Here is a 12,208-nt window from a genome sequence, read left to right on the forward strand (position 1 = left end):
GCCGGGGGCTCAGACCCAGAAGCCCCGGTCGCCGAAGTCGCCGAAGTGGTCGCGGTAGGACGACGCGCCACCGCGGGCACCCAGGTAGGAGCCCACGACGGCGGCACCGAGGTCGTCCAGCTCGGGAGCGATGACCTTGCCGTCGACCCGCTTGGCCATCTGGTCGATGAACCTGGCCAGGCCCGGGTCCTCCCCCAGCTTGAAGAAGGTGGTCTGGGCGCCGAGTCGCCCGGCGTTCTCGAGCTCCCTGACGCTGTGGGCGATGGTCAACGGGTGCGGCGGGTAGGAGAAGTAGACCTCGCCGTCGGGCTCCAGATGGGAGGTCGGCTCACCGTCGGTCACGATCAGGAGCACCGGCTGGGCATTGGGGTGCTTGCGGAAGTGCCGGTTGGCCAGCAGCAACCCGTGGTGCAGGTTGGTGCCCTTGTCCCACTTCGCATCGAGCGCGGTCAGCTGCTCGATCTCCATGACCTCCGCATGGCGCCCGAAGGCGATCATCTGCAGGGCGTCACCTCGGAAGCGGGTGCTGATGAGCTGGTGCAGCGCGAGCGCCGTACGTTTCATCGGCACCCAGCGCCCGTCCATCGCCATCGAGAACGACGTGTCCACCAGGAGCGCGACGGCCGCCTGGGTGCGCGCCTCGGTCTCGGTGACCTCGACGTCTCGGATGTCGAGGCGGACGCCGGCGCGAGCATCTCCGCCCTCCCCCACGGTCCGGATCACGGCGTTGGTCACGGTCCGGGTGACGTCCCAGGGCTCGGTGTCCCCGAACGCCCACTCCCGGGTGGCTCCGGAGCGTTCGCCCGCGGCTCCCGAGTGGCGCACGTCGCGCTGGCCCTGGCGCCCGGAGATCCGAGCGGCCACGTCACGCAGCAGCGCCTTCCCGAGCTCGCGCATCGCCTTGGGCGACAAGCGGAGCTGGCCGTCGGAGCCGCGCTTGAGGTAGCCGGTGTCGCGCAGCGCCTTCTCCAACTGGGCCAGCGTCCGCGCGTCGACGGCAGCCTCGTCGCCCAGCTGGCGAGCGAGCTTGTCGAGGTCGACGTCGTCCATCCGGGAGCCGTCGTAGGACTGGGCGAGCTGTTCGGCGAGCGCGTCGAGATCGGCCAGGTCCTGCAGTACGCCGGTCCCATCGCCCAGGCCCAGCCCCTGCTCCCCGTCGAAACCCTCGGACCCGCCCCAGTCCTCGCCGGGGCGCAGCGCCTGGAGGTTGGCATCGAGCTGCGACAGCGACTGCATCAGGTCCGGTGAGCCGAACGCCTGCTGCGCCAGCGCGTCGAGCTCGTCGCGCTGCTCCTGGGTCATCGAGTTGCGCATCCGCTGGGCGGCGGCAGCCCGCTGCGCCAGGGAGTCGAGGAGCTCGTCGACCGACTGGGGGTTCTCGGGGAAGAAGTCGCCGTGCTTGTCCATGAAGTCGGCGAACTGCTGGGTGGTGTCCTCGCCGTTGCGATGCGCCTCGAGCAGCTCGTTCAGGTCGCCCAGCATCTCGTTGACCGCAGCGCGGTCCTCGTCGGTGGCGTTCTCCAGGGCCTGCTTCATGCCGGCGAACCGCTGGTCGAGCATCTCGCGGCCCAACAGGTCCTTGATCTTCTCGTAGTCCGCCCGCGCCTGGCTGCTCTGCCAGTCGTACGACGCCAGCTCGCTCACCGCTGCTGCCGTGCTCGGGGGCAGGTTGTCCAGCTGCAGCTCCGCGAAGGCCCGGTCGGCATCGTCGAGGTCGACGTCGCGGGCCAGCTGCTTGCGTTCCTCCAGGAGGGCTCGGTCCAGCAGCTCGCGCACCTCGGCCATCGTGCCGTCAAGGTTGTGCTGCTGCAGCAGGTCACGTCGCTTCTGCGCCACCCGGCGGGCCAGGTCGTCGAGACCCTTCTGGTCCTGGCCGCCACGACGCAGGAACTCGCGCATCGCCCGCTCAGGTGAGTAGCCGGCCATCACGTCCTCCCCGATGGCGTCCAGCGCCTCGGCGAGATCGACCGGTGCCGCCAGCGGGTCCGGCCCGCCGTCGTAGCGTCCGTAGCGCGTCTTCATGATGTGGTCTCGACAAGCTCGACCACCGAGGTTTGCTCGACCACCGGGGGTTGCGCGACCACCGGGGGTTGCTCGACCACCGGGGGTTGCGCGACCACCGGGGGTTGCTCGACCACCGAGGTTTGCTCCCCCACCGGGGGTTGTTCGAGCACGGACAGGTCACCCATAGACCGTCTCCCCGCCACCGGACTCCTTGCTGACCTTGCGGGCCAGGTAGAGCCCTTCGAGGGCCAACTCGATGGCGCCGGCCCGGGTGCCGTCGGTGGTGGCGCCGAGGCGGTCACAGACCTCGTCGTACAGCTCGGACTCGCCGAGGACCGGCAGCCCGGTGAGGAAGTCGCGGGCGGTGACCTGTTCGCCGGTGGTCACCATGGAGCCGGCCTCGATCGCGTCGACGAGCAGCGCGAAGTCGATGCCGCGGAAGTGCTGTCGCACCGTCTCCGCGGTGGCCGTGCGCAGCAGGTGGGTCAGGATCTCGTGCTCGCGACCCTCCTCGCCGCTCTCGAACTCCACCTTGCCGCCGAGCACCTCGACTGCCGTCTCGAGGTCGACCACGCGCGCCACGGCCTCGTCCTCGCCCTGGCTGGTGGCCCGGTGCAGCGCGGCAGCAGCGATCGTCTCGGCGCCGGCGATCGCGAACCGCGCGCTCACGCCAGAGCGCTGGTCGACGCTGCTGGAGTCGCGCAGGTTGCGGGTGAAGCGGGCCAGGATCTCGATGAGGTGGTCCGGGACCTCGGCCACCAGGCCGGCCTCCTGCCGGATCACGGCGACCTCGTCGTCGAGCTGGACCGGGTAGTGCGTGCGGATCTCGGCACCGAACCGGTCCTTGAGCGGGGTGATGATCCGGCCGCGGTTGGTGTAGTCCTCCGGGTTGGCGCTGGCCATGACCAGGACGTCCAGGGGAAGGCGCAGCACGTAGCCCCGGATCTGGATGTCGCGCTCCTCCATCACGTTGAGCATCGCCACCTGGATCCGCTCGGCGAGGTCCGGGAGCTCGTTGATGGCCACGATGCCCCGGTGCGAGCGCGGGATGAGGCCGAAGTGGATCGTCTCGGGGTCGCCGAGCGAACGTCCCTCAGCCACCTTCATGGGGTCGACGTCGCCGATCAGGTCGGCGACGCTGGTGTCCGGTGTCGCCAGCTTCTCGGCGTACCGCTCGTCACGGTGCCGCCAGGCCACCGGCAGCGCGTCGCCTTCGGCCGCGGCGCGCCGGATCGACACCGGGATGATCGGGTCGAAGGGGTGCTCGCCGAGCTCTGAGCCCTCGATCACCGGGGTCCACTCGTCGAGGAGCCCGACCAGGGTGCGCAGCAGACGCGTCTTGCCCTGACCGCGCTCTCCGAGGAGTACGACGTCGTGGCCGGCGATGAGCGCGCGCTCCAACTGCGGCACGACAGTGTCCTCGAAGCCGTGCAGGCCCGGCCACGGATCGCGGCCCTCCCTCAGGGCCGCGAGAAGATTGTCACGCAGTTCCTGCTTGAGGCCCTTCTGCACATGGCCCGAGGCACGCAGTTCGCCGACGGTGCTGATCGAGGGGGCAACGCTGGTAGCAGAGGTCACGTCCTCACGCTAACCCCGCGCGCCAAGCAGCAGGTTTCGCCCGGGTAACGCCGGTTCCCCGGCTACTGGGGAACCACGACCACGACGGAATCCGCGTGTTCGAGGACACCACGGCTGACGGAGCCGAAGAAGACGTTCTCGGCAAAGGTCTTGGGCCGTGAACCCACCACGACGGCGTCCATGCGCCGAGCAGCCTCCAGCAGGCACTTGTCGGGAAGGCCTCGGCTGATGGTGCGGGTGACATGGACCTCGGGATACTTCTCGCCCATGCCGCTGAGGGTCTCCGAGACCAGCAGCCGCTCCTCCTCGACGCCGTTCTCGAGGTCGTATCCACGCACGTCCCAGTAGCAGTGCATCACCTCCAACGGCAGTCCGCGCAGGGAAGCCAGCCGATAGGCGACCTCCAGCGTGCCGGCGGACTCCGGGGTGCCGTCGATCCCGACCAGCACGCCACGGCGGACCACACCGACGTGCTCGGGCCGCAACACCACCACCGGGCAGGATGCCTGCTCCGACACCGCGAGTCCGACCGACCCCAGCAGCAGGCTGCGCACCGGCCCGCGACCGTGGGAGCCGAGCACCAGCATGCTGGCCTGGTGCGAGAGCTCCAGGAGGACGATCCTGGCGTCCTGCATGCGCAGCACCATGTCGACGACCAGCTCGGGAGCCTTGCCGAGCGCGAGCGTGCGCGCCCGCTCGAGCAGTTCGTGACCGTCCTCGCGCATGGCATCCAGGATCGCCAGACGATCCACGCCCGCCTGGTCGATGATGATGCTGTGCGGACCGACTCCGTGGGCGAGCGTGAGGGACCGGTTCTCCAGCAGCGCCTGGTCGACCGCCCAGTACAGGGCCCGGTCGCTCGCTGTCGAGCCATCGACCCCGACCACGATCGAGCCGGGTTGAACGGTGGTGTTCTCCATGATCTCCTCCTGGCCCCAGCCTTGCCCCCACGGATAGCGACAGGCAGGGCGCAAAGGACCTCCGGCAAGGGACCTAGGGCCTGCTGAGTGGCAGGTACATCACGTGCAACCCGACCAGCCCGTGGGCCGGAGAGCGGAAGGCATCGGGCACCGTGCCGATGATCTGGAACCCGAGATCGCGCCACAGCCGGACGGCCACCGTGTTGGTGGCCACCACCGCGTTGAACTGGATTCCGTGGAAGTCGCGCTCCCGGTGCCACTGCACGGCGTACTCCGCCAGCGCGCGCCCGACCCCACGGCCGCGAGCCGACGGTGCCACCATGAAGCTGGCGGTGCCGATGTGGTCGCCGTGCCCGGGGCGGTTGGGACCCATCTTCGCCGACCCCAGGATCAGCCCCTCCTCCTCCAGGACGACCGTCGCCGACGGAGGTGGAGCGAGCCACCACTCCCGACCGGTCTCGGGGGTGAGGTCCAGCGGGTAGGCGTAGGTCTCCCCCTGCGCCACCGTGGCTGAGAAGAACGGCCAGATCCCTGGCCAGTCGTCCTCGACGGCCAGCCGGATGGTCACGGGCACCCCGGGGTCGAACGGGATGAACGCGCCATGGTGCCGACGGGTCGGGAGCGGCATGGTGGTGGTGACAAAGGAGGTGCGCCATGGCTCTCTCCCAGAGCACGGTCGCGATGATGCTCCCCGTGACCGATCCGCAACGCGCGCAGCAGTTCTACACCGAGAACCTCGGACTCGCCTACGTCGGCACCAACGCCGAGGGCAGCCTGGTCTACCGGCTCGCAGGCGGCTCCGAGTTGGTGCTGCTCCCCCGCCCGGACTCCACCCCGTCGCCGAGTACGGCGCTCAGCTTCGAGGTCGCCGGGATCGAGGACGAGATCGCCGGCCTGCAGGCGCGGGGCGTGGTCTTCCAGGACTACGACCTGCCCGAGCTCAGGACCACCGACCACGTCTGCGTGATGGCGAGCGAGAAGGCGGCCTGGTTCCTTGACCCGGACGGCAACGTACTCTGCCTGCACGAGACGCTCTGAGGAACTCACTCGCCGGTCACCCCGTCGATGGACTCGCGGATCAGGTCCGCGTGACCGTTGTGGCGCGCGTACTCCTCGATCATGTGGACCAGGATCCAGCGCAGGCTGTAGGGCTGCTGCGCCCGGCGGCTCTCCTTGGCCGACAGGCCGTCCAGCCCGCCCAGGTCGAGAGCCACCCGGATGACGTCGTCCGAGCGCGCCACCGCCCGGTCGAAGAGTGAACGAAGCTCGCCCGGAGAATCCTGCGGCGCCGAGGTGAACTCCCAGTCCCGGTCGGACTCCCAGTCGGCGCTGGCGAACGGCTCCATCATCGGCTCACCCAGGAAGACCTCGGAGAACCAGCTCGACTCGACCAGGGCCATGTGCTTGAGCAGCCCGCCCAACGTGAGCGTGGCCGGCGCGAGCGTCATGGCGAGCTGTTCCTGCGTCAGGCCCTCGGTCTTTCGACGAAGGGTGTCTCGGTGGTAGTCGAGGAAGGCCAGGAGGGTCGTGGCCTCGTCGGCTGCGAGCGGCGGGTCGAGCCGGCGCGTCACACGGGTCATGCCAGCCTCCCGGTCCGCGGGTCACGATCGGTGATGCAGTAGCGGAGCCCTCCGGGGTCGGCCATCACGGTCCAGAACTCCTCAGTGACCAGCGCCGTGGCGCCGAGGCCCTCATGTCGGGCCACCTCGGCCGGGCGCTGCGGCGTGCCGAGATCGAGGTGGGCACGCACGGGTCCGTGCGCGTCGTCGAGGCGCTGCACGAGCAGGTCCAGGGCGAACTGCCGCGGCGGGCGCAGCCACGAGAACTCAGCTCGACTGGCCAGCACCTCCGCTCGCGCCCCCAAGGTCGCCGTCCAGAACGCCAACTCCTGCTCGTACGTCGCCGTGGGCAGGTCCAGGCAGACCTGGTAGACCATGCTGTGGTGGCCGGTCGGCCACACCACCGGAGTGGGTCGCCGCTGCCCGGGATGGCTGACGATGCAGAAGGTCAGCCCCCCGGGCGAGGTCAGGACCACGTAGCCGTGCGGCGACGCGAACACCTCGTGGGCACCCCGCTCCACGGCTCGGTCGGCGGCCGCCCGAGGATCGTGGTGGTGCACGTCGAGGTGGATCCGGGAGCTGCCCTCGCCACGACGCTGGACCTTGAGGAACTCGTCGCCGTCCGGCGGCACCAGGGTGGCGAACTCGTCGTCCTCGCCGCGGCGCGCGGACACGGCGTACCCGGTCACATCGCGCCAGAAGGCGAGGCCGCGCTCGGCGTCGTCGGCCGCGAAGTCCAAGAAGGCGGTGACCCAGAAGACCATGGCGTCACACTAGAGCGCGTGCAGTTCTCCCAGGAATGCCCCTGCGGCACCACGCTCGCCTACGACGCCTGCTGCGGCCCGCTCCACCGCGGGACCGGCCAGGCCGGATCCCCCGAGCAGCTGATGCGTGCGCGCTACGCGGCGTACGCGCTCGGCGAGTTCGACTACGTGTTCCGCACGTGGCATCCGCGGACCAGGCCCCACGACGTCACCACCAGCCCCGCGCTCACCTGGACCGGCCTCGAGGTGGTGGCCGCCGACGACGACATCGTCGAGTTCCGGGCTCACTTCCGCACCCCCGCCGGCGACGACGTCCTGCACGAACGCAGCCGGTTCGAGCTGCGCGGGGGGCGGTGGGTCTACGTGGAGGCGCTCACGTCCACCCAGGACTGAGCGAGGTCGACCGGCGCAGCGCTGCCGGCCGTCAGTTCGGCCACCATGGCACCGAGCTCGCCCAGGCGGGCGGCGGGAGTGCCCAGCCGCAACGTCACCCGGTCGGCGTACGCCGCGTCGAGGACGTGGAAGCCACGCTGCCGCAGCTCGCCCTCGACCCGTCCCGCCTCTGCGTGATCGAGGATCAACAGCTGCTCCCAGACGCGCTGCCTGGTCAGAGTGCCTGCGTCGTCGAGACCGGCACGCACCGCGTCCGCGTAGGCACGCACCAGGCCTCCGGCGCCGAGCAGCACTCCGCCGAACCAGCGCGTCACCACCACCACGACGTCGCACACCCCTCGGCCGCGCAGGACCTCCAGCATCGGGGCGCCGGCCGTGCCGGCCGGCTCGCCGTCGTCGGAGGATCGTTGCAGCCGGGCGTCGGGTCCGATCACGAACGCCGAGCAGTGGTGTCGGGCATCCCAGTGCACCCGTCGCGATCGCTCGACGACGGCACGGGCCGCGTCCTCGTCCTCGACGCGGACCACCAGCGCCCGGAAGCGCGACCGCTTCACCTCGATCTCCGCGACTCCCTCGCCGGCCGGCACGAGGTAGTGCTCCACGCTCACGGCGTGACGCGATCCCCGGGCGCCGACCTCGACTCCGCCTGGGACCCGGGTTCCTCGGGTTCCTCGGGCTCCTCGGGTTCCTCGGGTTCCTCGGGTTCCTCGGGCTCCTCGGGCGTCGTCTCGGCCGCCGGATCCGGTGGCTTCGTGACCCGTTCGGCGAACGTGACCTCCACCGTCTCGAAGCCTTTGTGGCGCTGGGCGCGGGCATAGCTCGCATAGGCCCGGCGGTCCGCATCGGTGAGGTCCACGGCGTCGGTGAACGGCGTGAGCAGGGCCCGGGGATACAGCTTGCGCGCCAGCACCACGTTGATCTGGATGCCGAGCACCGCCATCACCGCGGCGATGTAGATCAGTCCGATGAGCCCGAGCACCAGCCCGAAGGTCTTGGTCATCGCGCTCGTGTTCACCAGGACCCGGGACACGAAGAAGGTGCCGGCGTACTGCAGGCCCTGCCACATGATCGCGACCGCGAAGGCCCCCGGAGCTGCCCGGCGCAGGCTTCGCCCGCCGCTGCCCCCGGCCGCGGCGAGCCGGAACAGCAGCGCGAAGACGGTGCCGACCACCAGGACCGTCGCGACGACGATCAGCCACTTCAGCCCGGCATCGACCCGGTCACTGAACACCTGGGTGCTGCTGCCGAGCGCGGAGACCACCGAGACCGCCAGGACCGACAGCCCCGCGGTCAGCAGGAGCAACAGGCTCTTGAGTCGCTGCAGGAACGGATTGGGGCGGCTGTTGCGGGGCACCGACCAGGCCACGTGCATGGTGTTCTGGATCGCCTGACCGAGCCCCATGGCGCCGTACAGCGCGGCCAACGAGCCGACGACGACCCCGCCCGTCGAACCCTGCAGACCCTCGGGACGGCCCAGCTGGTCCCCGATGATCGGGAAGTTCGCCAACGCCGAGTCCAGGATCGTCTGCTGGAGTTCCGGGTCGCCCTGCAGCACGAACCCGAGGATCGAGGAGGCCAGCAGGAGCAGGGGGAAGATCGAGATGAAGGCGTAGTAGGTCAGGATCGCGGCCAGGTAGTTGCCCTGGTCGTCGAAGAACTTGTAGAGCACCGCCAGGGGAATGGATGTGCGCGGGTGCTTGCGCTGGAACCGGTCCAGCGCGTTCGCGACATTGCCCACGAGGCAACGCTACCGGCCAGGTCACTGCTGTTGCGGCAGTGACCACACGACTCGAGCGCTCGCCTCAGTCCCACGCACAGTCGGGTTCGCCGCCCGTGCGCAGCTCGGCCGCTGGGATCCGGGTCAGCGTCGGCGTGCGCGGCCGGTCCCCCGCCAGGGCGTAGGGCCCGGCGCTGGACTCGCTGACCACCCACAGGTCGCCCTTGTGATCGAAGCCCAGGCCCTCCGCGCCGGGGACCAGGGCGACGCGTCGTCCGGAGGGCAGGGTGAGCGCCCCGCAGTAGGTGGAGCTGCTGGCGAACCAGGTGCCACGCCGATCGTGCGTCACCCCCTGCACCCAGGCCGGTGAGTCGCGCACCGTGCTGGCCGCGACACGGCCAGCACCCTCGCCCCGGTCCACGAGCGTCGTGGCCCCGGGAGCCATCAGTTGTGCGAAGTCGAATCCGTAGGTGTGGCCTTCCGCGGACTGGGCGAACGTGGCCATCAACAGTCCCGATCCGGTCGTGGTCAGGGTTGAGGCGGTGATCGGCTTGTCCACGGCCCACTCGCGCAGCACGGGGTCGCGGCGACCGATGGCTTCGGGGTCGAGCAGCCACAGCCGGCTCGGCCCGGTGACCCACAGCCCGTGGCGGGTCAGCACCGCGCCGCCGCCGTGGCGGCACTCGGGCAGCAGGCTGGCGGCGAGTACGGCGCCGGAGCGCCGGTCGACCTTCACCACCTGGCAGTGGCGTCGGCCTCGTTGGGGCTTCCACTGGTAGCCCGAGAGGTACGCCGCGTTGCCTGGCGCGAGCGCCAGCCCCTGGGGCACGAAATGCCGGAACGGGAAGTCCACCCGCACGCACCGCTGCTCGCGCACGCAGCCCTGCGCAGCCTGGGTGTCGCCGGCTGTGCCACCACCATCGACGCGACACCCGGCGACCAGCAGGGACACCAGCGCCACCGCCGCCCACCGTGCTGCTCCCCCGAACATACCGACATCCTAGGGTGTGCCTCGTGCGCATCGTGTCCCTTCTGCCCTCGACCACCGAGATCCTCTTCGCACTCGGTGCCGGAGACGACGTGGTGGGCGTGACCTTCGAGTGCGACTTCCCTGAGGAGGCGCGCTCGCGGCGCATCGTCTCGACGTCGGCGATGCCCGAGGGCCTCAGTCCCCGCGAGATCGACGACTGGGTGGTGGCGGCCGTGCAGCGGGGCGAGGACCTCTACCACCTGGCTGCGGACGCACTGGCCGAGCTCGATGCCGACCTGGTGATCACCCAGGACCTCTGCGCCGTGTGCGCGGTCCACGTCTCGGTGGTGGCCGACGCTCTCACGCACCTCGGCTGCACCGCCGACGTACTCACCGTCGATCCGCACACCCTCGACGAGGTGTTCGCCTCGATCAGCACCATCGGGGAGGCGGTCGGGCGGGCCCAGCAGGCGGCCGCTCTGGTCGCCGGACTGCGTCGCCGGGTCGCGGGGATCTGGGGCGGCACCGTCGGGCGCCGGCACCCGCGGGTGCTGGTGCTCGAGTGGCTTGACCCCCCGTTCGCTCCCGGGCACTGGATCCCGGAGATGATCACGCTTGCCGGTGGGGTGCCCGCCCTGGGCGTCGCGGGCACCGCCTCGCACCGGATCACCTGGGACGAGGTCCGGGCCTGCGAGCCGGACGTGATCGTGTGTGCTCCCTGCGGCTTCGACCAGCCGGCCGCACAGGCCCAGGCAGACCAGCTCGTGGCCGCCGGGATGCTGCCGCCCGGGGTGCCCGTGCACGCCGTCGACTCCAACGCGTCCTGGGCTCGCCCGGGGCCCCGCCTGGTCGACGGCATCGAGGACCTGGCCAGCCTGCTGCACAGCTGACCCGGCGTCCCGTCAGGCGCGCGCCAGGAACGCCAGCAGGTCCTGTCGGGTGAGTACGCCGACCGGCTTGCCGTCCTCCTGGACCAGGACGGCGTCGGCATGCTCCAGGAGCCGTACGGCGTCGCGGGCCGACTCGGTGGAGCCGATCGTGGGCAACGCCGGCGACATGTGGTCCTCGACCTGGTCGGTGAGCTTGGCGTTGCCGGCGAACAGCGCGTCGAGCAGGGTCCGCTCGGACACCGACCCGGCGACTTCGGCCGCCACGATCGGGGGCTCTGCCCGCACGACCGGCATCTGCGAGACGCCGTACTCCTGAAGGATGTGGACCGCCTCGGCGATCGTCTCGGCCGGGTGGGTGTGCACGAGATCGGGCAGGCGGCCGTCCTTGCCGCGCAGCACCTCACCCACGGTCTGGGCGTCGCGGGTAGCGCCGTCGGCGAGGGGGAATCCGTACTGGCTGAGCCAGTCGTCGTTGAACACCTTGGTCAGGTAGCCGCGTCCGGAGTCCGGGAGCAGCACGACGATGACCGCGTCCTTGCCCTCCGGGGTGCCGGCCAGCTCATGGGCGAGCTGCTTGGCCGCGAAGGCCGCCATCCCGGACGAGCCGCCGACGAGCAGCGCCTCCTCCCGGGCCAGCCGGCGCGTGAAGGCGAACGAGTCGGCGTCGGAGACCTCGATGATCCGGTCGGCGATCTCACGGTCGTAGCACTCGGGCCAGAAGTCCTCACCCACTCCCTCGACCAGATAGGGGCGGCCGGTGCCGCCGGAGTAGACCGACCCGGCCGGGTCGGCACCGATCACCTGGATGGCCGGGTTCTGCTCCTTGAGGTAGCGCCCGATGCCGCTGATGGTGCCGCCCGTGCCGACGCCGGCGACGAAGTGCGTGATCCGGCCCTCGGTCTGCCTCCAGATCTCGGGTCCGGTGGTCTCGTAGTGCGAACGCGGGTTGTTGGGGTTGGAGTACTGGTCGGGCTTCCAGGCACCGGGCTGCGAGGAGAGCCGGTCGGAGACGTTGTAGTAGGAGTCCGGGTGCTCGGGGGCCACTGCGGTCGGGCAGACGACGACCTCAGCGCCGTACGCCTTGAGCACGTTGCGCTTGTCCTCGCTCACCTTGTCGGGGCACACGAACACGCACTTGTAGCCCTTCGCCTGGGCCACCATGGCCAACCCCACCCCGGTGTTGCCGGAGGTGGGTTCCACGATCGTGCCACCTGGTTGCAGCTCGCCCGAGGCCTCGGCTGCCTCGATCATCCGGGTGGCGATGCGGTCCTTCACCGATCCGCCCGGATTGAGGTACTCCACCTTGGCCAGCACCAGCGGTGAGTCGCCGAGCCCGTCGAGGGAGGTCCGGAGCCGCAGGAGCGGCGTGTTGCCGATGAGGTCGAGGAGAGAGTTCACGTAGTCCACTCCTGC

At 70.5% G+C, this 12,208-nt stretch carries 14 protein-coding genes; 3 read left to right on the forward strand and 11 right to left on the reverse strand.

Going from position 1 to position 12,208, the window contains the following annotated elements:
- Positions 1-9: 9 nt before the first annotated feature.
- From AB7I40_RS02350 to AB7I40_RS02370, 5 genes are all read right to left on the reverse strand, one after another.
- Positions 10-2,022, reverse strand: coding sequence for a vWA domain-containing protein (locus AB7I40_RS02350; protein ID WP_428343433.1), 2,013 nt, complete (start codon positions 2,020-2,022; stop codon positions 10-12).
- A complete protein-coding gene (locus AB7I40_RS02355; protein ID WP_428343434.1) occupies positions 2,019-2,189 on the reverse strand; it encodes a hypothetical protein in 171 nt (56 codons plus the stop codon). The genes AB7I40_RS02350 and AB7I40_RS02355 overlap by 4 nt, the downstream gene beginning before the upstream one ends.
- Positions 2,182-3,582, reverse strand: coding sequence for a magnesium chelatase (locus tag AB7I40_RS02360; protein WP_428343435.1), 1,401 nt, complete (start codon positions 3,580-3,582; stop codon positions 2,182-2,184). The genes AB7I40_RS02355 and AB7I40_RS02360 overlap by 8 nt, the downstream gene beginning before the upstream one ends.
- Positions 3,583-3,644: 62 nt before the next feature.
- Positions 3,645-4,502, reverse strand: a complete 858-nt coding sequence (locus AB7I40_RS02365) for a universal stress protein (protein WP_428343436.1) — start codon at positions 4,500-4,502, stop codon at positions 3,645-3,647.
- A gap of 73 nt (positions 4,503-4,575) precedes the next feature.
- On the reverse strand, positions 4,576-5,130 hold the full coding sequence (locus AB7I40_RS02370; RefSeq protein WP_428343437.1) for an N-acetyltransferase family protein: 555 nt from the start codon (positions 5,128-5,130) through the stop codon (positions 4,576-4,578).
- A gap of 26 nt (positions 5,131-5,156) precedes the next feature.
- Here AB7I40_RS02370 and AB7I40_RS02375 point away from each other — a divergent pair, with 26 nt between their 5' ends.
- Positions 5,157-5,540 (forward strand): VOC family protein, encoded by a 384-nt coding sequence (locus tag AB7I40_RS02375; protein ID WP_428343438.1) that lies wholly within the window; start codon positions 5,157-5,159, stop codon positions 5,538-5,540.
- A 5-nt stretch (positions 5,541-5,545) separates the two neighbouring features.
- Here the strand turns inward: AB7I40_RS02375 and AB7I40_RS02380 are convergent, their stop codons facing one another.
- On the reverse strand, positions 5,546-6,082 hold the full coding sequence (locus AB7I40_RS02380; RefSeq protein WP_428343439.1) for a DinB family protein: 537 nt from the start codon (positions 6,080-6,082) through the stop codon (positions 5,546-5,548).
- Positions 6,079-6,825 (reverse strand): VOC family protein, encoded by a 747-nt coding sequence (locus AB7I40_RS02385; RefSeq protein WP_428343440.1) that lies wholly within the window; start codon positions 6,823-6,825, stop codon positions 6,079-6,081. The genes AB7I40_RS02380 and AB7I40_RS02385 overlap by 4 nt, the downstream gene beginning before the upstream one ends.
- An 18-nt stretch (positions 6,826-6,843) precedes the next feature.
- Between AB7I40_RS02385 and AB7I40_RS02390 the strand changes: the two genes are divergently transcribed.
- The gene (locus AB7I40_RS02390; RefSeq protein WP_428343441.1) at positions 6,844-7,218 is read left to right on the forward strand and encodes a YchJ family protein; all 375 of its coding nucleotides are present in this window, start codon (positions 6,844-6,846) and stop codon (positions 7,216-7,218) included.
- On the opposite strand, the gene AB7I40_RS02395 is transcribed toward AB7I40_RS02390, so the two are convergent.
- From AB7I40_RS02395 to AB7I40_RS02405, 3 genes are all read right to left on the reverse strand, one after another.
- Positions 7,185-7,826 (reverse strand): YigZ family protein, encoded by a 642-nt coding sequence (locus tag AB7I40_RS02395; protein WP_428343442.1) that lies wholly within the window; start codon positions 7,824-7,826, stop codon positions 7,185-7,187. The two genes, AB7I40_RS02390 and AB7I40_RS02395, sit on opposite strands and share 34 nt — an antisense overlap.
- Positions 7,823-8,956 carry a YihY/virulence factor BrkB family protein gene (locus tag AB7I40_RS02400; protein WP_428343443.1) on the reverse strand — a complete coding sequence of 378 codons (1,134 nt, stop codon included), beginning with the start codon at positions 8,954-8,956 and terminating at the stop codon, positions 7,823-7,825. The genes AB7I40_RS02395 and AB7I40_RS02400 overlap by 4 nt, the downstream gene beginning before the upstream one ends.
- Before the next feature lie 64 nt (positions 8,957-9,020).
- A complete protein-coding gene (locus AB7I40_RS02405) occupies positions 9,021-9,926 on the reverse strand; it encodes a hypothetical protein (protein WP_428343444.1) in 906 nt (301 codons plus the stop codon).
- 23 nt (positions 9,927-9,949) lie between these two features.
- On the opposite strand from AB7I40_RS02405, the gene AB7I40_RS02410 reads away from it, so the two are divergent.
- Positions 9,950-10,795, forward strand: a complete 846-nt coding sequence (locus AB7I40_RS02410; protein WP_428343445.1) for an ABC transporter substrate-binding protein — start codon at positions 9,950-9,952, stop codon at positions 10,793-10,795.
- A gap of 12 nt (positions 10,796-10,807) precedes the next feature.
- Here the strand turns inward: AB7I40_RS02410 and AB7I40_RS02415 are convergent, their stop codons facing one another.
- Positions 10,808-12,193, reverse strand: a complete 1,386-nt coding sequence (locus AB7I40_RS02415; RefSeq protein WP_428343446.1) for a cystathionine beta-synthase — start codon at positions 12,191-12,193, stop codon at positions 10,808-10,810.
- Between the last annotated feature and the right edge of the window lie 15 nt (positions 12,194-12,208).

The organism is Nocardioides sp. (assembly GCF_050246775.1).
In the GTDB taxonomy this organism is placed as follows: Bacteria; Actinomycetota; Actinomycetes; order Propionibacteriales; family Nocardioidaceae; genus Nocardioides.

Excerpts from the sequence above, each read along its gene's own strand:
- AB7I40_RS02375 (WP_428343438.1), top strand. The coding sequence starts at position 5,157 with ATGGCTCTCTCCCAGAGCACGGTCGCGATGATGCTCCCCGTGACCGAT.
- AB7I40_RS02355 (WP_428343434.1), bottom strand. The coding sequence starts at position 2,189 with ATGGGTGACCTGTCCGTGCTCGAACAACCCCCGGTGGGGGAGCAAACC.
- AB7I40_RS02350 (WP_428343433.1), bottom strand. The coding sequence starts at position 2,022 with ATGAAGACGCGCTACGGACGCTACGACGGCGGGCCGGACCCGCTGGCG.
- AB7I40_RS02365 (WP_428343436.1), bottom strand. The coding sequence starts at position 4,502 with ATGGAGAACACCACCGTTCAACCCGGCTCGATCGTGGTCGGGGTCGAT.
- AB7I40_RS02405 (WP_428343444.1), bottom strand. The coding sequence starts at position 9,926 with ATGTTCGGGGGAGCAGCACGGTGGGCGGCGGTGGCGCTGGTGTCCCTG.
- AB7I40_RS02385 (WP_428343440.1), bottom strand. The coding sequence starts at position 6,825 with ATGGTCTTCTGGGTCACCGCCTTCTTGGACTTCGCGGCCGACGACGCC.
- AB7I40_RS02380 (WP_428343439.1), bottom strand. The coding sequence starts at position 6,082 with ATGACCCGTGTGACGCGCCGGCTCGACCCGCCGCTCGCAGCCGACGAG.
- AB7I40_RS02370 (WP_428343437.1), bottom strand. The coding sequence starts at position 5,130 with ATGCCGCTCCCGACCCGTCGGCACCATGGCGCGTTCATCCCGTTCGAC.